The sequence below is a fragment of the Bacillus sp. OxB-1 genome (genome assembly GCF_000829195.1).
Lineage (GTDB): Bacteria > Bacillota > Bacilli > Bacillales_A > Planococcaceae > Sporosarcina.
This window is the reverse complement of record NZ_AP013294.1, coordinates 1,618,089-1,641,489: the sequence shown is the minus strand read 5'-3', so window position 1 is coordinate 1,641,489 and position 23,401 is coordinate 1,618,089. Positions and strand designations below refer to the sequence as shown.

The following is a 23,401-nucleotide window of genomic DNA, read 5'->3' as shown; positions in this document are numbered from 1 at the left end:
TCAATAATACTTGATAGAGTGCTAGAATGCTATCCACAACAATGTGACATTCCAATGAAAAGATATGCGTTTCACTACTTTTTTCACTGCTAGAAATAGGCTGGTTAGGTTGTTGTGAAACCAAACCACTTGAAAACAGCGGGCACCTATAATAAGTGCCCGCTCTTTCCTACGATTTTCTCTATTTCACTGTCACATCTACATAGATCCCCTTTTTCATTTGCCGGTTTTGCAGGTCTTTTCCAACTGGGTGAATGATAAGTAGATAGGATTTGCCGGATTGGAGCGGTGCTTTCGGTTTCACCGTCAACGTCTTGTCGTTGATGACTTGATACGCGACCGGCTTCTCCTTCCCCCCAAGCTCGATCAATTGGATCCCGTCCGTCGGGAATGCTTCCCAGTCCATGCTTTTTGTCATTTCCACGGTGAATGTTTTATTCGTCGGGACCTTTTTTAATTGACCGTGTGACTGGTAGCCTTTCATTTTCGAGAGCAGCTGGTCTCGGTGTGAAGTTTGCAATTCTGCCCCACTGGCAGTTACGATATGCGGTTTCACGCCGACGTGGTCGATCTCCCGGCCGTTTGGCGAGAAAAACCGGGCGGTGGTCAGCTTCAACGCGCTGCCATCTTGGAATTCAAATAAGGATTGCATCGTCCCTTTTCCGTAACTCGTCTGGCCGTACAATGCCGCCGCTTGCTGTTCCTTCACTGCTGCGGCCACCATTTCAGATGCACTGGCACTATAAGGATTGATCAGTAGATGAACGGTTCCGGCGAACTGTCTCGGTTGCCGGATCACTTCGAGAATTTCCGGCTCCGAGTTCCGCTCCTTCAATTGAAATGCTCGGCCCGCTTTCGGGAAAAAGCCTGTCACTTCTTGAGCAGATGAAATGTATCCACCACCGTTATCCCGCAAGTCGAGGATCCATCCCTTTGCATCCGGCAGCGCCCGGATCGCCCGGTTGATCCCCTTTGCGGATTCCGTCGCAAAACTGTTGAGCCGAACATAACCGATGTCACCGCCCAGCATTTCATATTCCACATTCGGCAAGTCGATGGCCTCACGTAATAATTCGAACGTCAGCGGTTTTGCTTCTCTTTCCAACGTGATGCCCACCTTCGTCTTCTCGGCCCCACCGATGATGGAAACGGCATCCCCCACCGATTTCCCTGCGATGCTTCGTCCGTTCACATGGGTGATGATATCCCCCGGCCGGATGCCTGCCCTCTCCGCAGGTCCGCCCGAAATGACGGAAACGACCCGGACCCCTTTGCTATCCGACTCCAATACAACTCCGATGCCGACAAAACGACTTTCAATCTCGTCGATGAATGCTTTGTACTCTTTCGCACTCATATATTCCGAGTATAAATCCAACTGCTGAACAATGTCTTTCGCCGTCCTCTTCTCCAATACGGAGGCTGGCACTTCATCCACATAATAATCGCGGATCAATTCCCGGATTTCCTGTACCGGTTCCGCGGACGCCGTCGAGGCATATGGGAACAGGATGAAGAATATGGATAAGAGACCAAGCCATATCGGCAAGCTTCGTTTCATCAGACTACCTTCCTTCGGCTAGATTGCTATTATTGTAGCATATCGGAACAATTCGGACGCCTCTGGAGAATAAAAAATGTCCAGGTGGGACCAAGCGGAAGCGGTAACTTGTCATGGAAAAAAACAACCGGAAGGAGATTCAACTTGATTTGCATCCATTGCGGACACTCGCAAGAGACGGGCAGGTTTTGCGGAATGTGTGGAACAGGATTCGAGGAGGTCCCTCCTCCCATGCACCGGAATCAAAGAGCAGCCGTCGCCCCTACACCGGCTGAACCGAGTATCCATATGGAGAAGCTGAAAGCCCAGTCGAAAATGTACGGCACCTATTTTATGCGGCAATTAAAAAATCCATCCCGTCCTCTAGAAGATGAGCAAACAGGGTTCCCCAACGCATTGATCAGCATCATCCTGTTCAGCATGCTGATTGCGGGAGCGATGTATACGCTGATCCGGAATGTCTCTTGGAGCCATGAAGGCGGCGCTTTTCTAACCGCCCTGGCCAGCCAGATGGCTTTCATACTGGGTTTCATCGCCCTCGTCCTCATTTCCCTATATACCATCAATCATTTTTTCGGGCCAGCACTGACGTTGAAATCGATTGTCAGCCTATACGGCGCTCATTTATCTTTTCTTCTTATATCTGCTGCCGCGTCACTCTTATTCATCTTGATGAATTCCTTTACGTTCGGGGTCGTGGCGCTTACTATCACGATGTCGCTGGCTATCTTCATCCTGCCACTCCACCTGGTCAGCACCCTGTTAACGGAGAAACCGGCAGGCCTCGATCCGCTTTATGGCACCTTGTTGTATGTCGCCATGTTCTCAATCTTGCTTCTGCTCTTGACGACGATTGTAGCCGACTCCGCTTTTGGGGAATTCCTCCACGGCTTGCGGATTGGACTGTAAATGAAACAACACCGCCTTTCCGTTGTGGGGGGCGGTGTTGTGGTTAGAAGGAACAAAAGCGCTAAAGCGCCTCTGTCCCCGTCCCAGGTGAAATCGATTCACTTGGGATTTTTTTCGCTCTATGCATGGTCCCACCACAAAAAGGACATTCAATCTCGACTTCTTCGTTCTGTTTTAAGTCGACCTGAAAGTCTGCCACTACAAAATCGGGAACGTCATCTAATTCCTGACAATCCCGACACTTAAATTCAATCGTACTTATTTTTTCGTTCAATCCGAACGGGTCATCCTCTTCTAATGATTGTAAAAATGCCCGATTCAGTTCATCCAGCTCTTCGTCTGTTGGCATCCTCCGACTTCTCCCATCTTTTAATAATTTTCATGCCCTCCATATAATGATACAGGATTCCATAATCAGCATGCCAAATCTCCACCAAGTCCATCTCCCGATGGCAACACGGGCAAATAAACGGATCCTGATCAAAAGCCTCTCTCATCCGTTCCCGATATGTTTTTCTCTTTTTCCTTCTTTCCAAAAGCATGGAAAGTTGTTTTGTCCGCATGAAGGCATAAAGGCTTAGAATTTGATTTGCCTTCTGATACGATCTTCTGCTATACAACCCAAAACGGCCCACCATTCTGAAGTGTTTTGGTGGGATGTGCTGTAAAATATTGAACAGGAATCGATAGACCGACTGCTTCACGTCCACCCGTTTCCCTGTTTTATGATCTTCATACCAGAACTCGACTTCCTTCCCATCGTATCCGACAATGCGATATTCGGCGATGGCCGGTCTCGCCAAGTATCTGCCTATGTATTTGGCTGCCCCTTTGGCATCCTTCATTTTCTGTTCTGCGTTCACATAGAATCCTTTCGGATATCGCCTATATAAATCATTGATTAATTCCTGGGCCTTTGGGTGATCGGGAAACCACTTCTTCATTAAATCGAGTAGCACCTTTTGCCAGGATTTCCGTAAGAATTCATAGGGAATGAAATCACTTGAACACCATTCATTCCGATTATCAATCGCCCCTTCCGTCACTAGGGCATGTATATGTGGATTGAACTTCAGATCCCTTCCGAACGTATGGATGACCGTGATCACCCCGGCTTGTAGGTTGCGCTTCCTGCTTTTACGACGATAATAGAATTGGAAGACCCCGGCTACCTGTCTACTCAACTCATTCAATTTTTTGCGGTCGTGGAAAAAGATATTCCGAAGTTCCTCGGGAATGGTGAATACCATGTGGCGATGCGGCACATTAAAGATTAAGTCCTGCTGTTTGGTGGACCAGTCATCCGTATATTTCTTTCCACACTTATTACAAAAGCGGCTCTTGCATGTGAAACAGACAATGACAGGAGATGGATTCCCTTCACAACCCAGACATTCATATCTCGCATATCCGACATCCGAGGATCCACAACGGATTGTTTTCAGGACGGTTTCTTTTATATCCTCTCGATAAGCTTCTGGAAACAAGGTAGAGTGCATTTGCCAAAACCCATCGAAATGGTCTTTCAGTATTCTTTTGATGACTCCACTAGTCCCTCTCATCGCGTCTCAGTCCCTTCGAGTATACGAACATTTTATCGAACAGTTATCCACAGGTCAAAATTTTATAATTTCCTAAGCAAGAACAAACAAACATTTCCCAGTTCAATTATGCCATTGGCTTTCTAGCTTCCTATGCTATAATCACCCCAAAGGAGGTAGACTACCAATGCGAACTCTACATATTAAAAATAAGTTTCCTAGTATCCTATTTGCATTCCTTTGCACAATTCTTTTATTCATCGCTCCACCGACCGGACAAGCTGCCATCACAGATGAGACTTTCGATGTGCCGACCGATAAAACTTGGACAATCACGTTCAATAGCCCTGTCGATGCGGCAACGGTTAATCTTAATACGATTTATGTGACCGATGCTTCGGGTGTAAAACAGAGTGGCGCGCTAACAGTTTCCAATGATAAGACGCAAGTCACTGTAGCACCGCCAGCCGGGGGCTATGCCCATTCAGCAACGTACACCTTACATATCACGTCGGCTGTCCGGGGAGAAAACGGTAAGTTTTTATCCGGACTAATTCAGAAACGTTTCACGATTGTCGCCCCACCACCTTACGACGTGGCGACCATCCAACCCGATGGCAGCCTGTCTGTCATCCGGACCTATCCAAACTATGATGCCGCCGTCGCAGCCTTAGGGGCAAATCAAGCGATCCTTCAGGCTGGAAAAGTCATCAAGATGCCGGGCGGTCTTGTCACAACAAAACCAACATCCCAAAGCTCCTTGACGATTATTTACACGGACAAGCAGCTCAAGCGGCAAGAAACGTATATACCCGCTGATACCGAACTGATTTACATTGACTCAACAGACGCATATGTAGAAGTGAATGTGGCGGGCATTCCGCGCTTCATTAAACACGAGAACAGTGAATTGATTCCTCAACAGGCTGTCAGGGATCGTTCCTATTATTACCGGTCAGGTGACGCGCTCTATCATTCCATCTATTCACATGGCACGAAGAAGTTTGCTACATACAATGCGGGCGCCGCTCCTTCTTTCATGCGGGCCGGTGAACGGTATTACAGTGCGGATGGCAGCCACTTCACCGCGGCAAATGGTCAGAATGCCGGAGTCGCTTATCAATACTTCCAGTACTTGCCGATCCGCAGCGTCACTCCGTATACATCGGAAGAAATCGATGCTTATATCGTTGCGCAGCTGAACCAACTCGAGGCGCAAAATCCGAATAACCCGACGTATCGAAATGCCTCCGTCAAAAGCAAGCTGCTCGGCATCGGCTCCATATTAAAAAAAGCCGAGGCGGAACACCATGTCAATGCGCTTCATATTCTCGCCTTGGCGCAGCATGAGAGCACATATGGGTTGAGCGACCGGGCGCAGCAATACAATAATCTGTTCGGCCTCTATGTGACGGACGACAATCCCGCGGCCAAATACTTCGACTCGGTGGAACAGAATATCGAAGAGCTCATCACCGCCTTTTGGAATAAAAACTATCTTCCTCCAAATGGAGCTTACGCATACGGAGCCGTTTTGGGGAATAAAGCAATCGGGATGAACGTCAAATATGCCTCCGATCCTTACTGGGGAGCGAAAGCGGCGGGCCATCTGTACCGCATCGACCGGGCGATGGGCAGTAAAGAAGCTGCGAACGCCTACAAGCTTGGATTGACAAATACGACGGGGCTGAACGTGCGGAACGGCCCTGGAACGAACCACCCGATCGCCTACACTTATGCGAAATCGGGAATGCCGTTAATTCTTCTCGACGACATGCTGCCGGATAGCCCTTGGTTCAAAGTCCGCTCCGATTCCACGCAGTACAATGAGTTGTATGTACACGGCAGCTATGTGTACAAGCTTCCCGTGATCAAGTAAAAGCATCCTCCCAAGCCACTTTTCGTGCTTGGGAGGTTTTTTGAGAGTTATATAAAAATTATGAATAGTTGAATATTTGGTAGAAGTGCTAGTACATTCTCCCTTAATCAAACTTCACCGTCCATCCCCAATTCCGACAATACGCCTTTTCGCTACGCCCTTCCGAATCGAATACGATGGAAACACCCGGGAATACCAAGCATCGTGCACGGTCGGAAAGGTCGCTACCTTGTCAAATTTCGAGCATTTGCTAGACCAATATGAACCGATGATTTCCGCTGTGATCCGTCAATTGAATATTTACCGTGATTTTGAGGAGTTCAGGCAAGCAGGAAGGATTGCGCTTTGGCAAGCATGGACCCGCTTCGACAGCGATAAAGGGGACTTCACCCCGTATGCATACCGCAGCATCCGGGGCGCCATGCTGGATGAAATGAAAAAGGAAAACCGCTTTGCAGGGAATATCGTGAATATGGAGGACGAACATTTGGGGCTGCTTCTGGAAGAGATACGGATGCCGCAAGTAGCCTGGCCGGATGCTCTGGCTGAGACGATCGGGCAATTGAAGTTGGAAGAACGCCAACTCCTACATTGGCTGTTCGTCGATCAATTGCCCCAATCCGAATGCGCCAGCCGAATCGGCATCACCGTAGCCGGTGTGAAAAAACGGAGGGAACGGATCTTGACGAAGCTGAGGAAAGAGATGGTGAGGTAAAAACCATTTGAACCAGGCTCATCGCCTAGGTCCAGGAGATGGTTGAATTGCTCTGGCATTGGTTGGAGACCTAGGCTCAATGGTTGGACAACTTAGCCAGTTCGTTGGACAACTCCTTCGTTTAGACAATCTGCCTTACCGAACACCAAAAAGGCCAGCATGGCGGAACGTCCTGCTGGCCTTTTTCCTTGATTGTCAACTAAAACAATACGATTGATTGCTGGGATTTGACATTGCGCAGCCGCAGCAAATCGGCCAGCGTCGTGATGCCCCGCTCTTCCAGACATCATCAATCCAAGTTCATTAACGAAATTCCGTAAATTGCGTCTTCAAGATGCAGGTTTAGTAGACATGCTTATTGATAAAACAGTTGAGATCGCACTGGAAGAAAATCTGATCAAAAGTAAAACCATCATCGTGGACGCGACGCATACGAAATCTCGATACAACCAAAAGTCACCCAAGGAATTTTTAATGGAGAAATCCAAAAATGTACGAAAAGCGGTCTATCAAATCGATGAGTCCATGAAAGAGAAATTCCCGCCTAAAACCACTTCTAACGAAGTGACAGATGAAATTGCCTACTGTCGGAAGGTCATCTCCGTCGTTGAAGGCGAAGTTCACATTGCCCGAATTCCAGCTGTCCAGGAAAAATTAAATGTGTTAAAAGAAGTAGTCGAAGATTATACAGAACAGCTTAATTACTCAACAGATCCAGACGCACGTGTCGGTCATAAAACGGCTGACTCCTCTTTCTTCGGCTATAAAACACATATCGCAATGAGCGATGAGCGACTCATTACCGCCGCAATTGTGACGACTGGTGAAAAAAGCGACGGTAAATATCTACAAGAATTGATTGAAAAAAGCCAAAAAACGGGTATGGAGATTGAAACGGTAATCGGAGATACCGCTTATTCGGAAAAAGATAATATCCTCTACACAAAAGAAAATGAGCTTGAATTGATATCGAAATTAAATCCCCAAATTACACATGGTGGCCGCACGAAAGAAGATGAATTTGAATTCAATAAGGATGCCGTAATGTATGTGTGTAAAGCTGGTCATTTGGCTATTCGCAAAGCGCGGACAGGCAAGAAAAACCAAGGAAAGAACCAAAAGCACACTTACTATTTTGACATTGAAAAATGTAAGGTATGTCCCCTCCGCGAGGGCTGTTATAAAGAGGGTGCCAAGAGTAAAACGTATTCCATCTCGATAAAATCGACAGAACACAAGGAGCAGGAAGCGTTTCAAAATAGCGATGGGTTTAAGATGAAAGCCAAATCCCGCTATAAGATCGAAGCGAAGAATAGTGAATTAAAACAAAGACACGGGTACGATGTAGCCACATCCACGGGTCTATTGGGCATGCAGATGCAGGGAGCCATGACCATTTTCGCTGTTAATCTCAAACGAATCATAACCTTAATGAAAGAAGCAAAGTAAGAAAAACCAAAGAAAAAGACACCATTTCGTTCGAAAAAATGAACGAGATGGTGTCTTTTTAGATTTCGGGGTACCTTGCAAATTAAACGTGAGTTTTTCAGTGGCCTCAATCGTAGAGAGAGGGTTTTCGTTTCTGTTCTATTTCAGTAGGTGAAATTTTATAATCCCAAGTGTATATAGTGGATTTAGATTTTCCTTTCCGGTGGAGCGACATCGATTTTAAAACATAATGAGCCGCAAATTTATCCTTTAATTTTAAAAAATCCCGGCATTCTTCGTTTGATATAGAAGTTTTTATTAGCATGAACCAGTCTTGGATTCCATGGATGAATGGTTTTCTATCTTTTGTTTTGCAAACTGGGCAAATCCAAGTAACATGATTGATGCGCTGCAACCCATTCAGGCATTCTTTACATAATGCCCCTTTCTGGATATCCTCTGATCGGATTTGGTAACGCTTGGTTAAAGGGTAGGGATTGTATCTGTTTTGATTGTTATTTAATACTTCCACCAATCGTTGGTATTGCGTAGAACTCAGTTTAGGTTCCGTTTCCGCCAAAGTCCTGAAATACTGCTGGAGATGCTTGGCATACAGAATCGGCATGTCATCCGGAACATTCTTCACCAATGTCTGATTGGCCAATACAATCAATCCACTTGACCTAATTGAGAATCCATTGCGCTCCAGCCATAAATCCAGCCCATATTTGTTATTATTTAGTTGCAAAAGCGGACAATCAATTAGGATAGGAGTTTTATCAGGGTATGTGCATTCAAAGTGGGGTGGATTTGATATGTAGGAAAGAGTTCCTGCAATATTCTTGATTTCTAAAATGTAGACGTACGATGGGGTAAGAATCAGGGTGTCGATTTGGATAGAGAATTTGGGAGCAATGGGTAAATGAACATCTGTCAATATAGAGACAGGTGTAGGGAATTCAATAGACTCTAGATACTTGTCAACTCTTTGTTCCCCAGCATAGCCTGCTTCAATTCGATATAGTTGATTTTGAATCTCTTTGTGCATCGGATTGTTGGGATGTAAGCGGGCAAGTAAACGGGGTAGAGACAACATCAGTTCCGGTTTTTGTCGATAAATCTGTATGGTAACCTCTCCTTTATCTAAATATTCCATGTTTTTTATTTAGAATATCATAATCTGACAAAATCTGCAATATGCCTTGGAATGAAAATATTATTGGCTTGACATCTCCCGCCGGTTCGTTGGAGACCCTAGCAGATTCGTTGGACACCCCAGCGAATTGGTTGGACAGCTCCACTCCTTGGTTGGACAACACTCCCCATTCGTTGGAAATCCCAAGTTCGTTGAACAACTCCCTACATTCGTTGGACGCCCCAGCGAATTGGTTGGACAGCTCCGCGCCATCGTTGGACAACACTCCCGGTTTGTTGGAAACCTCAAGTTCGTTGGACAGCTCCGCGCCTTCGTTGGACAACTCCGCGCCTTGGTTGGACAACACTCCCGGTTCGTTGGAAATCCCAAATTCGTTGGACAACTCCCGCCGTTCGTTGGACAGCTCCACTCCTTGGTTGGACAACACTCCCCATTCGTTGGAAACCTCAAGTTCGTTGGACATCTCGGCAGATTGGTTGGACATCTCCCGCCATTCGTTGGACGCCCCAGCGAATTGGTTGGACAACTCCGCTCCTTGGTTGGACAACACACCCCATTCGTTGGAAACCCCAAGTTCGTTGGACAACTCCCGCCATTCGTTGAACACCCCAACGAATTCGTTGGACTCCCCCACCTTCCAGCCCTCCCCCTAGTTTACAAACTCCTAATACTTCTATATACTTGGCATGAACCGAACATTAAAAAATAATAGTTTAGAAATAGGTTTTTCAAAGAGTCGCATCAAAGTGGCTGTTTGAAACGAAGAGGGAAGTTGGTGAAAGTCCAACACGAACCCGTCACTGTAATCGACGAGGAAATCCCGCGTATCCACTGTGCGAGAGCATGGGAAGGGGCGGGGCGGCCACGTTAGTCGTAAGTCAGGAGACCTGCCTATTTCGATAGTTAGCTTCCTCGGGGGATAGGAATGTTTAGCGTGCCAGCAGGGATTGTCGGTGAATTGCCGAGGCCCGTTGACTTCGCCTGATCATGCGCTTTCCTTCGAGGACAAGCGCTTTTTTGATGTTCACAATCAAGAGGAGGAACGTAGAGTGCACAACATGATGAAACGATGGGGCTTGTTCAGTATGGTTTTCGTACTGACAATGGTCCTTTTAGCAGGCTGCGGATCGAAAGAGACCCCAGCGGATCAACCGGTTCCAGATGAAACTCCAGACACGGAAGCGACAGAGCAAACAGATGCGGAAGAAGCGGAGGAGACACAAGCCTTTCCGGTCACTTTCACCGATGATGCCGGCCGTGAAGTGACGATTGAGAAAGAACCGGAAACCCTCATTTCCATCCAGACGAGCAATACGGAAATTTTATATGCGCTCGGTGTAGGCGATCGCCTCATCGGGGTTTCGGATTACTGTAATTACCCTCCGGAAGCATTGGAAGTGCAGAAAGTCGGCGGCCAGGACATGGATGCCGAACTGGTCATGACCTTGCTGCCGGATGTCGCCTTTGTCACGAAATATCATTTCGATAACCATGCAGAAACTCTGAAACAATTTGAAGAAGCCGGCATCACTGTTGTCGTTACCGGCAGCGCGACTTCGTTCGACGATGCGTACGCCACGATGGAAATGATTGCGACGGCTACCGGAACGACGGAAAAGGCCGATGAAATCATCCAGGACATGAAAGACCGCCGTGCTGCCCTTGAAGAGAAAGCGAAAGAAATCACGGATAAAAAGAAAGTGTGGGTCGAAGTAGCCCCTGCTCCCGATATCTTCACTACAGGGAAAAACACGTTCATGCACGAAATGCTGGAGACAATCAATGCAACGAATGCAGCGGAAGATCAAGATGGATGGGTGAAGTTGACGGAAGAGGAAATCGTTCAGCTTAACCCGGATGTCATCATCACCACATACGGCTATTATGTGGACAATCCTGCCGAAGGCGTCTTGGCGCGCGACGGTTGGGCGGAAGTCAATGCCATTAAGAATAAACAAGTATTCGACGTCGACAGCGACACCGTCACTCGTCCAGGCCCACGCCTGATTGAAGGAGTCGAGCAGCTTGCAAAACTCATTTATCCGGAAGTTTTTGGGGAATAAAATCGGTTGGCTTTATATCGCAAGTATCGGGGTTGTACTTTGTGCAACCCTTCTTGGCTTATTCATCAGCAGTGTGAAATTCCCCATTCCTACCATTCTCCATATCGTAGCGGATAAATCGTTCGGTCTTGGCTGGCTATCGGACGTTCCGAAGAACGAAGAGCTGATCATCTGGAACATCCGGGTGCCCCGTGTCCTATTAGCTTTCCTCGTCGGGGCTTCCCTGTCACTCGCGGGAGCCGCCTTCCAAGGACTTCTCCGGAATCCTTTGGCCGATCCGTATACGATTGGCGTGTCCTCCGGAGCGGCGCTCGGGGCCGTGACGGTTTTATTTTTCCAATATACGATTTGGGGATTGGGCAGCTATACATTGCCCGTCGTCGCGATTATAAGCGGATTTCTTACCTTATTCATCGTTTTCGGGCTCGTCCGGATGAGCAGCCGGAGCCTTGCAATTGAGACGATCATCCTTGCTGGCATCATTGTCGGAGCCTTTGTCGGAGCACTGACATCTCTGATGATTGCCCTTGGGGACCGGGATGCGATGACGCAGATCATGTACTGGTTATATGGAAGTGTCGCGATGCGCGGGTGGAGCCACGTTCAATTGATCATCCCCTTTCTCATCATCGGGACCATTATCCTGCTCTATCATTACCGGGAATTGAATGCCCTGGCTCTCGGAGAAGAAGCCGCCGACCATATCGGGGTTAATGTAAAAAGGGGGAAAATCCTCATCTTGATCGGCGCCTCGTTGCTGACCGGTTCGGCGGTTGCCGTCTCCGGATCGATCGGGTTCGTCGGATTGGTCGTCCCCCATCTCGTTCGTCTCATGAGCGGGCCGAACCATCGACATGTCCTGCCTCTGTCGATATTGTTTGGCGGCTCCTTCCTCGTATTCGCAGATTTGCTCGCGAGAACGGTCATCGCGCCGCAAGAGCTGCCGATCGGTGTCATCACCGCTTTGATCGGCGCGCCGGTATTTGCTTTTCTATTAATCCGAGATCGAATTGGAAGAGGGGAAAACCGATGATCACAGTCGAACATCTCGTAGGCGGTTATGGAAAAAAACCGATTATCCATGATCTTCAATTTGAAATCCGGAAAGGGGAGTTTTTCGCACTGCTTGGACCGAATGGCAGTGGGAAGACCACCCTTTTCAAATTAATCACCGGCCAACTCCCGATTGTGTCGGGCTCGATCTTAATTGATGGAAAACCGATGGAGAAGCTGTCAAAACTTGAAAAAGCACAAAAAGTGGCTGTCCTCTCACAAGAAAGTAAAGTGACATTCGATTTCACAGTGGAGGAAATCGTCAGCCTCGGGCGGTATCCGCACCAAACCGGTTTCTTTAAGAGCATATCCGCGAATGACCAGAAAGTGATCGACCATGTCATGGCCGTGACACGTGTCGAACAGTTCCGCCATCTGCAGTTTCGAACGTTGAGCGGCGGAGAGAAACAACGGGTTTTATTAGCGAAAGCGTTGGCGCAGGAACCGGAAGTCCTACTATTGGATGAGCCGACGAACCATTTGGATATTAAGCATACGTTCCAGATCTTGAACATGCTGAAAGAGTGGCAGCGGACGAAGGACTTGACGATCTTCGCCATCTTGCATGATTTGAACGTGGCCTCTCTCTACGCGGACAGGGTCGCCCTCCTGCATAAAGGGTCTTTCCTCGAAGTGGGCGACGTCAACACGTTGCGCAAAGAGGAGCAATTGAAAAAGGTCTATGAAGTGGACGTCAAAACGCAAGCCCACCCGATTGTCGCGAGACCCCAATTGCTTATGACGCCTTCCATTGAGGGTGCGACAGACAGCAAGGGCTTTTTCAATAGTTACACCACCGAGTGCAACGAAGAAAGCGTGGAACTGGTCTTCGACAAGCCGTTGCGCACACTTTCCAATGCAGCTATCGGCAGCGGCATTCAGTGGCTTCAACATTTTTGCTTGGTCAATCAACCTGCCGATGGAAGTTCGCAAGACTCCTTGAAACATTGGATGGAGAGCCACGACATTCCGACCGAGCAGGCGTTGGGCATCGGATGTGAAGGCAGTTTAGCAAATACATTGCTTGTCGAAAGGCAAGTCGGTGACGTAGAGATAACTCTTCTGATCAACTTTGAAAAGGCCATCCATATTCTTCTGTTCGTCGACACGGAATTGGATGATCGTATGTTATTTGATTTTTATATGGCGGTGACGGAAGCGAAAATGGTGGCTTTTCAGGGAGTCGGCGTTCATTTGGACATGGACCGGGAAGATTGCGTGTCGATTTCCGTCAACCAGCGAAAGACAGATGCGGGCGGGACGAAAACAGCGGTTTCCCGCAAACAGATCGGGCAACTTGTATTGTCCGTGTTAACCGATGCGCTACAAGAAAAGTTGGGAAAACCTTTTATGCAGGAGTGTGAACACTCGCTGGACAAAGATGAATCCTCCGACGGATGTCACACCAAGGCATGATTGCTGGAAAAGAAAAGGGCGGTGTGTTGATTGAACAATCGAAGATTAGTCATTGCCGGAACCGGCAGTGGTGTAGGAAAAACGACCATAACCATCGGGCTGATGGCGGCTTTAATGAAAAAAGGGTTGACGGTTCAAGGGTTCAAATGCGGCCCCGACTATATCGACCCTTCCTATCACACAGCGGTGACCAAACGGGTATCCCGCAATTTGGACAGCTGGATGCTCGGACGGGAGACGGTGTTGGACATTTTCACCCATGCCAGCCGGGACGCTGACATTTCCATCATGGAAGGGGTCATGGGCTTTTTCGACGGCAAAGATCCGAAGACCGATGTCGGCAGCACTGCTGAAATCAGCGTCATCACAAAAAGCCCCGTCTTGCTCGTCGTTAACTGCGCGAGCATGGCAAGGAGCGCGGCGGCCATTGTAAAAGGATTTCAAACGTTATCCTCCGAACCGAACGTAGTTGGCGTCATCGCGAACCGTGTCGGCAGCGAAGGTCATTTCAATATTGTGAAAACCGCGATTGAGCAGGAATGTGGCATTCCGGTCATCGGATATCTGAAGAGAGAAAACGGGATTGAAATTCCGGAACGCAGCCTCGGTTTAATCCCTTCGATTGAGCGGGGTGAGTTGGACCCGTTTTTCGAGCAGTTGGGCGAACTCGTGTCCGGGACAGTGGATTTGGAGAAACTGCTTGAAATTTCGCAGGCGGAACCTCTTTCATTCCCTAAAGAGGAGTCTCTCTTTACCGGTTCAGCGGCCCCGTCTGTGCGAATTGCCGTGGCGAAGGATGCCGCGTTCAATTCCTATTATATGGAGAACTTCGAACTTCTCGAATCACACGGAGCAGAGCTTGTGCCCTTCTCCCCTTTAGCGGATGAACCTGTCCCCGCTGACTGTGATGGCCTTTACATCGGGGGAAGCCTTCCGGAAGAATTCGTATCCGCGGTCAGCAACAGCACCCGGACGAAACAATCAATCCGCGATGCAGTTGCAAATGGTATGCCGACCTTTGCGGAAGGCGGCGGCTTCAGCTACTTGACGGAATCCATCACCAAGACGGACGGCCAAGTTGGGGTGACGGCCGGCGTGATACCCGGAAACGTGACGATGCACAAGTCCTTGAAAGCGATCGGCTACCGGGAAATCAAAGGCCGCGACGAGAACTTCCTTCTCCCTGCAAACAAGGAAGCGAAGGGGCATGAGTTCCACTACTCCACCTTCGAGGCGAATTTCCCGTTACAGCAGGCATACGAAACGAAGGGTATGCGTGGAATAAAAGCGGATGGCGTGGCGACACAGAACTTGGTGGCCGGATTCCCGCAGTTCCATTTCGCCACATGCCTGGACGTGATTACCAGATGGATCGACGCTTGCCAGGCGTATCAGAATACGAAGTTGGAGGTAGCTGATGGGAAAAATTAAAAAAGGATTGACACTTGTCTTCACGGGAGACGGCAAAGGGAAAACGACAGCGGCATTGGGGTTGGCCCTCCGCAGCACAGGCCGTGGCATGAAAGTGAAAATCTATCAGTTTATCAAATCACCGCAACGCTCCTACGGCGAGCAGATCGCCTTCAAAAAACTCGGCGTCGAAATGGTCCAATTAGGCATCGGCTTCACTTGGACGAAAACGCCGGAAGAACACCGGGAAGCCCTGAGGAAGGCGTGGCCAATCGCAAGGGAAGCCGTCATGAGCGGCGAATACGATGTCGTCGTCCTGGACGAACTGAATAACGCCCTCGCCATCGACAAATTCCCGATTGACGATGTCCTTCCGAAAGAAGAAATCCTGGACATGATCCGCAACAAGCCGGAACATGTCCACCTCGTCATCACAGGACGAAACGCCTTGCCCGAAATCCGCGAACTCGCCGACCTCGTCTCCGTCATCGAGCCGGAAAAGCATTATTATGAAAACGGCGTGGACGCGGTAAAAGGGATCGAGTTTTGAAATGGAAATGAGGACCTCGCTTGGATAGGAGGGCCTCTTTTTATTGGACTATAAAAACGTATTATCCTAACAACGTACCCTTCGAACTTTCACTCATTCCCGCACTGCCTCATAACATTTCCATCAAATCCCTAAACATTCCTGCCCCACCACACAACGTTTCCTTAAAACCCCGAAACGTTCACGCCCAACTTCACAACGTCTCCTGCACCTCGAAACGTTTTTGCAGCACCTCACAACATCTTCACCAAACTCCTAAACATTCACGCCCCACCACACAACGTTTCCTTAAAACCTCGAAACGTTCACGCCCAACTTCACAACATATTCACCAAACAAAAAACACCTCCCAACCGGAAAGTGTCTACGTAATGCTGCTCGCCACCAACAAATCGTCCGCCGTTCTTTCAAGCTTCGAATAGGTGGTGCTGAGTTCTTCCATGCTGGCGTTGTGTTGCTCGGTGAAGGCGGCGATTTGGTTGGTGGACAGGGTCATGCGGTCGATTGCTTTGGAAATGATGTCGAGTTGGGCATCGATCTTGGCTGCGCTTTCGTTGCTCGTATCCGCCATTTTCCGGATTTCCTTCGCGACGACCGAGAATCCGAGGCCGTGTTGGCCGGCCCGCGCGGCTTCAATGGACGCATTGATCCCTAAAATATTGGATTGGCGGGAGACATCTTTGACGAACCCTAGTATATCCATGATGGCGGCGATGTCACCCTTGATGGATTCCGTCTGCTCCGATAATTCGAGTAGACGGTGCATGACATCACTGGACGCTTCGGTCATCACTTCCGTCATAGCGGACATCTGTTGGACGGCTGCCGCTAAATCAGTAGCCCCTTCTCTAAGTGTAGCCACCCTTTCATGCGAAACAAGCGCACTCAATACACCGATCACTTCCGATCCATCGAAAATCGGCTGCGCCAGTGAAATATAAGGAAACCCGAAAATGCTAGAACCATTCTCTTCGCGCAGTGGCTTCCCCTCCCGCAAGGATCGCATCGTCACCGTGTTTTCTATAATTTTATCCCCGACCTTCACTTTGATGTCAATTTGCTTACCCGGTAAATAGCCGATCAGCGTTCCTTCCTGGTCGCCGAGAACAAGGCAGACATCTTCCGGGTACGTCATTTGGTACGCTTTCATCGAATGTTTGATATTCTCCAAGATCGGGTGCATGCCAACTCCCCCCTCTACGACAAAATATTCATTCTTTTCTTCAGTATACATGCTAAAGAAACAGGATTGTACAACACTCCGTAGGAATAAAATCTCCTTCGTTCCTACAAAAGGTGGAAAAGCATGCGCCTTTTCAAAAAAAAAACATCTCCCGCCGGAACATCGGCAGAAGATGGTTCCTTTCAGTTCAACGATTACCCACATTAAACTTCATATGAACTTCTTTCTTCAAAGGTTGTCCATTTTGATTGCGGACATCGGTCGTAATCGTTAAATAATGGGCACCGGGTTCCCATTTCGTCGCAGGGGTGATCAACAACTGAGCCGGGTTGGCGGGGTTGATGACTGCCGCGAAGGAAGTGATCGGCTCCGTACCATCCGCCCTTCTATTAATTTTGATGGCTCGCGAAAAATCTTGATCGGCTGCCAGCTTTTGATTGAACGTCACGGCGAACACTTTCGAGCCATTGACTTGCATCGCCGGGAAATCGCCTCCGAATTGGAGCACGGATTTTTCATACTCCTCCAGTTGCGCATACAACTTTCCGGCGTCCAACACGCCCATCCCATAATAAGAATCAAAGCCCGGCATCCCTAAATCGGTGGCTGATCTTCTGAACAATTGCTCGATTTCATGAGGCGACAACTCAGGATACAATCCTTTGACCATCGCGACCGTCCCCGACACGATCGGGGCTGCAAACGATGTCCCGTCCCCCTTGCTATACTTAAGATTCGGGGCAGTGGATAGGATGCCCTGGCCAGGCGCTACCAGATCCACCTGTTCGTTATACGTGGAAAAGTCCGCTTTCACATTCTTGGAATTCACTGCGCCAACCGAAATGACATGATCATACGCGGCGGGATACATGACCGGATTCCCGGCCAATGCGTCATTCCCGGCTGCAGCTACGACTGTAATCCCCGCATCAATGGCTCTCTGGATTGCTTCATTCTCCAATCGGGAGAACTCCTTGCCCCCGAGACTCATATTGATGATATCCACGTCTTGCGTAATGGCATAATCGATCGCCCGGATCAGATCCGACAAACTCGCTGTGTCCTGATTGAAAATTTTGAGTGGGAGCACCGAAACCCGATACGGTCCAGCCGTTCCCGCCATCCCTTTCCGATTATTCAATTGAGCGGCGATGATACCCGCGACCATCGTGCCATGCCCTTTCTCATCCGTGACATCCGCCGTGTTGGAATAAAAATTATATCCACCTGGCGCAATGCGGCTCTTCAAATCTTCATGGGCCGAATCAACCCCCGTGTCGATCACCGCCACTACCATGTCCTTCTGCTGCTTCGACGCCTGAGTCCAGAGGATATCCGCTTTCACATGCGGAATCCACCACTGCTGGCTGTAATATGGATCATTCACAGTTGCCATCAATCGTCTTTCCCTGTTCGGCTCGACATACTCGATCATTGGATCCTTCTTCAATTCCTTTTGGATTTCCGCCCGGCTCATGTCTTCGGTAAACGTCAACAGCTCCACATGCGGGGCAATCCTTTCGACGGATTCCGTCACCGGCTTCTCCGTTGCTGCCAAAGAACGGGTCGATTCCTTATACTTGACGAGCCATTCATTCGGCACATCCGCAGACTCCGCAAATCCGGTGCCACTATACATAAACAAGGGGGCAAGTACGGTAAGCAATGTCACAAGCAAAAGATGTCTACCTTTTTTCACGCCCAACCATCCCTTCTATCAAGTCGTAAAGTTATCTTTACTTTACTATTTTTATAGAGGGAATGGTAGTGTTTAAGTAGCTAGCTATCTTCTTCTCGAACTAAATCCAAATTAAAAACTCAGCCCACAGAAGCAGGCTGAGTTTTATATCAATGAAACACAATCGTTTTATTGTTCTCTACAAGAATCCGGTCTTCCAGATGCCATTTTACGGCTTTGGCCAGGACACGGCGTTCGATTTGGCGGCCGATTTTCTTTAATTCGACCACGTCGTCGCGGTGGTCCACCCGTTCGATATCTTGCTCGATGATCGGACCTTCATCCAGATCGTTCGTCACATAGTGTGAAGTCGCTCCAATCAGTTTGACACCCCGGTCAAACGCACGCTCGTATGGACGGGCGCCGATGAATGCCGGCAGGAAAGAATGGTGGATGTTGATGATTTGATTCGGGAAATGCTCCACGAATTCCGGCGTCAGAATCTGCATGTAACGTGCCAATATCAATAAATCAACATCATATTTTTCCATCAGGCGGATTTGTTCCTCTTCCACCTGTTTGCGGATGTCTTTATTTGCCGGGATATAGTGGAATGGAATGCCTAGTGCTTCGACCATCGGACGCGCAACTTCATGGTTGCTGATGACGACGACGATGTCGGTTTCCAAGTCTCCATTTTGCCATTCCCATAACAACTCCATCAGGCAATACGGCTCTTTCGATACGAATATGGCTGTCCGTTTCCGTTCACTGCCGTACGCGAAACGGTATTCCATCGAATACTTTTCTGCAACCGCCTGGAAATCGGTCTCCATTTGCTCCCGTTTCTCCGGCAAGTTTTCACAATGGAATTCGAGGCGGATGAAAAACGTGCCGCCTTCCGGATCGCTTGAGTATTGGCTGGATTCCACAATATTGGATTCATGGTCAAATAAAAACTTGGACAACTCCGCCACGATTCCGGGCTGGTCCGGACATTTCAAGAGCAAGCGGCCACGGTTTTCCAATTTTTTATTATTCAGCTGAAGTGTTTTTGGATCTGTATTTATATGAATTGTCATGTTTCGCACATCTCCTGTAGTCGTTGTACTAACATACTATTATGCAATATTTTAGAGGTCTTCGCAATCATTACACGAAAAAATTCTAACCCCTTGCACTAGGAGATAAGCCAACATCTTCAGTTTTTCAAATGTAATCCATACTTCCAATCTTTTTGATCCATTTCCTTTACAAAGTTCTCTAACACATCCAACACGATACTTTCGAGTTTCTTTCCTTTTTCAACTGTCGCCACGCTTGGATCACCCGAAGCCCCAGTGTCTGTTAGCTCCTCGAATCTCCATTTAATTTCCACATGCGGCGGGAGGTTAGGAATAACTCCTTTCGCATGCTCCATTTCTATTAATTCACCAAATAGCGCTAGGCCCATTGATGTTTCCCCTTCACCCGCATGCCCCAGACCGTCCCACTTCTCAAAGAAGTCTTTAGGGACCATATTTCCTGCGGCAACCCACCAATCATTAAAGCTGGCTATCGTAACATGAGGATGTTCTACTTTTACAGCACGTGCTGCTAATTCAATTGGTGCAATATTACCATCATGTCCATTGATGATGAGTATTTTTTTGATTCCATTCCGTATAACTTCTGTCAATACTTCTTTAATAAGATTGACTATCGTTTCCGGTTGTAAACTGATCGTAAAGGGCAGTGCATTGTAGTGTGCACTGAGCCCGTAGTTAATTGGAGGGAGGACCATCATTCCTTCAACTCGTTCTACGAGCCTTTCAGCCAAACGATTAGATATTAACGCATCTGTCCCAAATGGCATATGGTATCCATGTGTTTCAAAGGCCCCCACCCCAAAAACAACTTTATCAATTCCCGCCTTTTGAAATTGGTTGAATGTCATTTCTGTCCCAATATTTTTCATCATCATTCTCCCATCTACTATCCATTTACGCTTGATTCGTCGTAAAGCGGTAAATGATAGGGTATATAATAATTGTGATTACTAATGCTACAAGTCCGGATGGTAATCCGAATGGCGAGGCTATCACGTATTCAAAAAGTAAGCCTAACACCGCCCCAATCAGAAATGAAATAATGCCAGCCGGCTTATATTTAGGTTGTGAATGAAGTTCCTCCGCTGGATAATGTCCTTTTTTCACAATGAAGAAATCAGCAATCAAAGGCCCCGCAAGTGGCAGGAAGGCCGCCCCTAAAACTGTAATGAAATCCGCGAAGAAGATTTGATAGAACGCAAGTGATCCGATAATCGTTCCTATAACACCCGCAATTAGGACAAGTTTTTGCCGGTTCGCTTTCTTCCCATATGATGAAATGACAGGCCCGACATACAATGAATTACAATAGAGTTCCGCATTATTAGTCGTCCAGAGGGATGTCGTCCAAGCAACGACACCAATAAGAGCAAACAGAATTCCTTTTTCAATCATCCATTCAACATAATTGAACTGCCCGACAGAGACGGCTCCAATATACCCGACAATATTTAATAATGGATTGGTTATGATGAAACAGGCTATTGCTCCAGCAATAACAGCTTTAATTGATCTATTGAAACGGAACAAATCAACGCCCATAACCACTCCCGCAATCCAACTTCCCATGACAATGGTGATAGCACTACCAAGCCCCATTCCACCGATTGTATTCGCTTCGCTGAAGAATGTGGCAATTCCGCCTCCCTCATTCAGCATACCTACTCCTACAATTACGGCAATCGCCAAAATGACAGGAGCAACAGGGATTGCTACTGCTTCAATCGCTTTCATCCCTTTATACGCTGTGTATGTGAATATTAAACCGAATATAGCACAAGCTAAAAAATTCTCTAGAGTGATCGAGGGAATCCCTTCGTACCCAAGTGCCGCAGGATTGAACACTGTAATACCGGTCGGATTTCCGATCAGAGAACTCCATATCTGACCGACCATCCCCGTAATACTGGCGAACCAGCCGAGTGTCAACAACGCCATGACAAGTAGAGGCAAATTACTTCCCTTTGCACCATATGAATAACGACTAATAAGCGCTAAATTTAATCCGGTTCTCTGCGCCATGATTCCAAGCAATATTGTCAATATCGCTAATACGCCCATTCCAATGCCAATTGCCCACAATGCCATAACAGGTGGAACACCGGGTTGATTTCCAAATCCAGCCAGGACTCCACCAACAAAAAGACCGGTAACTACGTAACCGAACCCTACCCAGACCAGTACTTGTTTCCATGTAGGACGACGTGACTCTGCCGGAACAGCCTCAAGCATGAATTCACTGTCTTGTACATCAGGTTCTGATGACTTCTGTAGATCCAGCACTCTCTTTCCACTCCTTTCATTAAATGACCCTATCAAAATGATATTCGACGAAGGGAGCTATTATGAAAACCGCACTAAACTATGTACCTGCTTAGCCCCCGATAAGAGCTGACTTCTGCTCCTTCAGGCGTCCGGAACATATCCGATTAAAATGCCTTTATAAGCAACAAAAAACTGACCCAACGCAATCAATCTTGCGTCAGGGTCAGCCTTATAATCTTTCTATTGGTTCCTTATTACCGTTAAGTTTAAGAGTGACGATCAGATATTATTTTTGACAATCTTTAATTTCCCCAAATCTTTCACATCCGCCACGCCCGACAAAGCCATGGAAATCCGGAATTCTTCCAGTAAATTGTTTAACACATGAGCGACACCAGCTTGGCCCCCAACGGCAAGTCCATAAATATAGGGCCGCCCGACCAATACCGCATCCGCTCCCAACGCCATCGCCTTTAAGATATCGGAACCGCGGCGCACCCCGCTGTCGAACAAGACCGGCATTTTACGATCCACCGCTTGCACGATTTCCGGCAACGCATCGATGCTGGCAATCGCGCCATCCAATTGACGGCCGCCGTGATTGGACACGATGATCCCATCAATTCCATTGTCCATCGCCAGCTTGGCATCTTCCGGATGCAAAACCCCTTTCAATATGATCGGCAGCTTCGTCCACTTCCGAAGCTCCGCCACCTGTTTCCAGCTCAATGACGGGTGCAGAATATTGTCTAAAATCCCTTGAACGATTGCAGATTGATCCCTCGCAGGCAAAGATTCCATGAAAACAGCATCCGACTCATAGTTCCCTTGGCCGAACCCCGCAGCGAGCGGAGAAAAGCGGCTGCGGATGTCCTGCTCCCGCCAGCCGATCATCATCGTGTCGATTGTCAGTACAATTGCTTCATATCCGGCATTTTCCGCCCGTTTGACCATACTGTACGCGATTTCTTCGTTCTGAGACCAATAGAGCTGATACCACTTCGGACTAGTCCCTGTGGCCGCTGCAATCTCTTCGATGGAGCAACTCGACACTGTGCTTTGAATGAAAGGCAGTCCAAGATCGGCCGCGGCTTTCGCTGTCGCCACCTCTCCTTCCTCATGTACCATCTTCTGCACACCAATCGGCGCGATTAACAACGGAGATGAATAAGTACGGCCAAACAAAGTGACCGACGTTTCAACGTTTGAAACATCATTCAAGAAACGCGGCACATAGGAATAGTTCGCAAGTGACGCCACATTATCGCGCATCGTCTGCTCCCCGCCCGCCCCAGATTGAATATAGCCGTAAGGTCCAACATCAAGCAGTTCCCGGGCGGCCGCCTCCAGCTCGGCAAACGCAGCCGGATACGTTCCCGCTGCCTGGATATTTTTGAGCATCGTTTTTTCGTGGTTGAATACTGTCATCGTATATCCTTCTTCCTTTATGTAATGAATTTTCTTATATTATACTACATCTTTTTAGCAACTTGCCTGTTCTTTTAG

General features: G+C 48.0%; 19 protein-coding genes, 1 pseudogene and 1 riboswitch. Of the genes and pseudogenes, 9 read left to right on the top strand and 11 right to left on the bottom strand.

Annotation, left to right across the window (positions count from 1 at the left end; genetic code table 11):
• Nucleotides 1-181 precede the first annotated feature (181 nt).
• On the bottom strand, nt 182-1,561 hold the full coding sequence (locus OXB_RS08165; RefSeq protein WP_041073331.1) for a S41 family peptidase: 1,380 nt from the start codon (nt 1,559-1,561) through the stop codon (nt 182-184).
• Between the two features lie 231 nt (nt 1,562-1,792).
• Here OXB_RS08165 and OXB_RS08160 point away from each other — a divergent pair, with 231 nt between their 5' ends.
• Nucleotides 1,793-2,470, top strand: a complete 678-nt coding sequence (locus OXB_RS08160) for a hypothetical protein (protein WP_041073329.1) — start codon at nt 1,793-1,795, stop codon at nt 2,468-2,470.
• Between the two features lie 61 nt (nt 2,471-2,531).
• On the opposite strand, the gene OXB_RS08155 is transcribed toward OXB_RS08160, so the two are convergent.
• Together OXB_RS08155 and OXB_RS08150 are read right to left on the bottom strand one after the other, a co-directional pair.
• Nucleotides 2,532-2,819 carry a zinc ribbon domain-containing protein gene (locus tag OXB_RS08155; protein WP_052483843.1) on the bottom strand — a complete coding sequence of 96 codons (288 nt, stop codon included), beginning with the start codon at nt 2,817-2,819 and terminating at the stop codon, nt 2,532-2,534.
• On the bottom strand, nt 2,794-4,032 hold the full coding sequence (locus OXB_RS08150) for an IS91 family transposase (protein ID WP_084212371.1): 1,239 nt from the start codon (nt 4,030-4,032) through the stop codon (nt 2,794-2,796). Before OXB_RS08150 ends, OXB_RS08155 begins: the two co-directional genes overlap by 26 nt.
• Before the next feature lie 166 nt (nt 4,033-4,198).
• On the opposite strand from OXB_RS08150, the gene OXB_RS08145 reads away from it, so the two are divergent.
• The 3 genes and pseudogenes from OXB_RS08145 to OXB_RS08135 form a co-directional block, all read left to right on the top strand.
• Nucleotides 4,199-5,890 carry a glucosaminidase domain-containing protein gene (locus OXB_RS08145; protein WP_052483922.1) on the top strand — a complete coding sequence of 564 codons (1,692 nt, stop codon included), beginning with the start codon at nt 4,199-4,201 and terminating at the stop codon, nt 5,888-5,890.
• 229 nt (nt 5,891-6,119) lie between these two features.
• Nucleotides 6,120-6,605, top strand: coding sequence for a sigma-70 family RNA polymerase sigma factor (locus tag OXB_RS08140; RefSeq protein WP_041073327.1), 486 nt, complete (start codon nt 6,120-6,122; stop codon nt 6,603-6,605).
• 285 nt (nt 6,606-6,890) lie between these two features.
• Nucleotides 6,891-8,054, top strand: a pseudogene (locus OXB_RS08135) (IS1182 family transposase); the annotation flags it as partial.
• 106 nt (nt 8,055-8,160) lie between these two features.
• Here the strand turns inward: OXB_RS08135 and OXB_RS08130 are convergent.
• Both OXB_RS08130 and OXB_RS08125 read right to left on the bottom strand, forming a co-directional pair.
• Entirely contained in the window at nt 8,161-9,189 is a 1,029-nt protein-coding gene (locus OXB_RS08130; RefSeq protein ID WP_041073325.1) for a nuclease-related domain-containing protein, read from the bottom strand.
• Nucleotides 9,173-9,823, bottom strand: a complete 651-nt coding sequence (locus tag OXB_RS08125) for a hypothetical protein (protein WP_041073323.1) — start codon at nt 9,821-9,823, stop codon at nt 9,173-9,175. The genes OXB_RS08130 and OXB_RS08125 overlap by 17 nt, the downstream gene beginning before the upstream one ends.
• 70 nt (nt 9,824-9,893) lie before the next feature.
• Nucleotides 9,894-10,098, top strand: a riboswitch (cobalamin riboswitch).
• 152 nt (nt 10,099-10,250) lie between these two features.
• Here OXB_RS08125 and OXB_RS08120 point away from each other — a divergent pair.
• Genes OXB_RS08120 through OXB_RS08100 form a run of 5 tightly spaced genes read left to right on the top strand, consistent with a single transcriptional unit; the run spans nt 10,251 to nt 15,681 of the window.
• Nucleotides 10,251-11,252 carry an ABC transporter substrate-binding protein gene (locus OXB_RS08120; RefSeq protein WP_041076488.1) on the top strand — a complete coding sequence of 334 codons (1,002 nt, stop codon included), beginning with the start codon at nt 10,251-10,253 and terminating at the stop codon, nt 11,250-11,252.
• Nucleotides 11,215-12,285, top strand: coding sequence for a FecCD family ABC transporter permease (locus OXB_RS08115; RefSeq protein ID WP_041073321.1), 1,071 nt, complete (start codon nt 11,215-11,217; stop codon nt 12,283-12,285). The genes OXB_RS08120 and OXB_RS08115 overlap by 38 nt, the downstream gene beginning before the upstream one ends.
• Nucleotides 12,282-13,721: an ABC transporter ATP-binding protein gene (locus OXB_RS08110; protein ID WP_041073320.1), complete on the top strand. Its 1,440-nt coding sequence runs from the start codon at nt 12,282-12,284 to the stop codon at nt 13,719-13,721. The genes OXB_RS08115 and OXB_RS08110 overlap by 4 nt, the downstream gene beginning before the upstream one ends.
• A gap of 30 nt (nt 13,722-13,751) precedes the next feature.
• Nucleotides 13,752-15,152, top strand: coding sequence for a cobyrinate a,c-diamide synthase (locus tag OXB_RS08105; RefSeq protein ID WP_041073318.1), 1,401 nt, complete (start codon nt 13,752-13,754; stop codon nt 15,150-15,152).
• Nucleotides 15,139-15,681 carry a cob(I)yrinic acid a,c-diamide adenosyltransferase gene (locus tag OXB_RS08100; RefSeq protein ID WP_041073317.1) on the top strand — a complete coding sequence of 181 codons (543 nt, stop codon included), beginning with the start codon at nt 15,139-15,141 and terminating at the stop codon, nt 15,679-15,681. Before OXB_RS08105 ends, OXB_RS08100 begins: the two co-directional genes overlap by 14 nt.
• Before the next feature lie 364 nt (nt 15,682-16,045).
• On the opposite strand, the gene OXB_RS08095 is transcribed toward OXB_RS08100, so the two are convergent.
• From OXB_RS08095 to OXB_RS08070, 6 genes are all read right to left on the bottom strand, one after another.
• Entirely contained in the window at nt 16,046-16,864 is an 819-nt protein-coding gene (locus tag OXB_RS08095; protein ID WP_041073315.1) for a methyl-accepting chemotaxis protein, read from the bottom strand.
• Between the two features lie 187 nt (nt 16,865-17,051).
• Nucleotides 17,052-18,563 (bottom strand): S8 family peptidase, encoded by a 1,512-nt coding sequence (locus tag OXB_RS17930; protein WP_144399665.1) that lies wholly within the window; start codon nt 18,561-18,563, stop codon nt 17,052-17,054.
• A 149-nt stretch (nt 18,564-18,712) separates the two neighbouring features.
• Nucleotides 18,713-19,624 carry a formyltetrahydrofolate deformylase gene (gene purU, locus OXB_RS08085; protein WP_041073313.1) on the bottom strand — a complete coding sequence of 304 codons (912 nt, stop codon included), beginning with the start codon at nt 19,622-19,624 and terminating at the stop codon, nt 18,713-18,715.
• Between the two features lie 119 nt (nt 19,625-19,743).
• Nucleotides 19,744-20,502, bottom strand: coding sequence for a creatininase family protein (locus tag OXB_RS08080; RefSeq protein ID WP_041073311.1), 759 nt, complete (start codon nt 20,500-20,502; stop codon nt 19,744-19,746).
• 22 nt (nt 20,503-20,524) lie between these two features.
• Nucleotides 20,525-21,913 (bottom strand): purine-cytosine permease family protein, encoded by a 1,389-nt coding sequence (locus OXB_RS08075; RefSeq protein ID WP_041073309.1) that lies wholly within the window; start codon nt 21,911-21,913, stop codon nt 20,525-20,527.
• Nucleotides 21,914-22,174: 261 nt separating this feature from the next.
• Nucleotides 22,175-23,323, bottom strand: coding sequence for an alpha-hydroxy acid oxidase (locus OXB_RS08070; protein WP_041073307.1), 1,149 nt, complete (start codon nt 23,321-23,323; stop codon nt 22,175-22,177).
• Between the last annotated feature and the right edge of the window lie 78 nt (nt 23,324-23,401).

Bases quoted from the DNA above. Each gene is read 5' to 3' on its own strand.
- OXB_RS08165 (WP_041073331.1), bottom strand. From the start codon at position 1,561: ATGAAACGAAGCTTGCCGATATGGCTTGGTCTCTTATCCATATTCTTC.
- OXB_RS08160 (WP_041073329.1), top strand. From the start codon at position 1,793: ATGCACCGGAATCAAAGAGCAGCCGTCGCCCCTACACCGGCTGAACCG.
- OXB_RS08155 (WP_052483843.1), bottom strand. From the start codon at position 2,819: ATGCCAACAGACGAAGAGCTGGATGAACTGAATCGGGCATTTTTACAA.
- OXB_RS08150 (WP_084212371.1), bottom strand. From the start codon at position 4,032: ATGAGAGGGACTAGTGGAGTCATCAAAAGAATACTGAAAGACCATTTC.
- OXB_RS08145 (WP_052483922.1), top strand. From the start codon at position 4,199: ATGCGAACTCTACATATTAAAAATAAGTTTCCTAGTATCCTATTTGCA.
- OXB_RS08130 (WP_041073325.1), bottom strand. From the start codon at position 9,189: ATGGAATATTTAGATAAAGGAGAGGTTACCATACAGATTTATCGACAA.
- OXB_RS08120 (WP_041076488.1), top strand. From the start codon at position 10,251: ATGAAACGATGGGGCTTGTTCAGTATGGTTTTCGTACTGACAATGGTC.
- OXB_RS08110 (WP_041073320.1), top strand. From the start codon at position 12,282: ATGATCACAGTCGAACATCTCGTAGGCGGTTATGGAAAAAAACCGATT.
- OXB_RS08100 (WP_041073317.1), top strand. From the start codon at position 15,139: ATGGGAAAAATTAAAAAAGGATTGACACTTGTCTTCACGGGAGACGGC.
- OXB_RS08095 (WP_041073315.1), bottom strand. From the start codon at position 16,864: ATGCACCCGATCTTGGAGAATATCAAACATTCGATGAAAGCGTACCAA.
- purU (WP_041073313.1), bottom strand. From the start codon at position 19,624: ATGACAATTCATATAAATACAGATCCAAAAACACTTCAGCTGAATAAT.
- OXB_RS08080 (WP_041073311.1), bottom strand. From the start codon at position 20,502: ATGATGAAAAATATTGGGACAGAAATGACATTCAACCAATTTCAAAAG.
- OXB_RS08070 (WP_041073307.1), bottom strand. From the start codon at position 23,323: ATGACAGTATTCAACCACGAAAAAACGATGCTCAAAAATATCCAGGCA.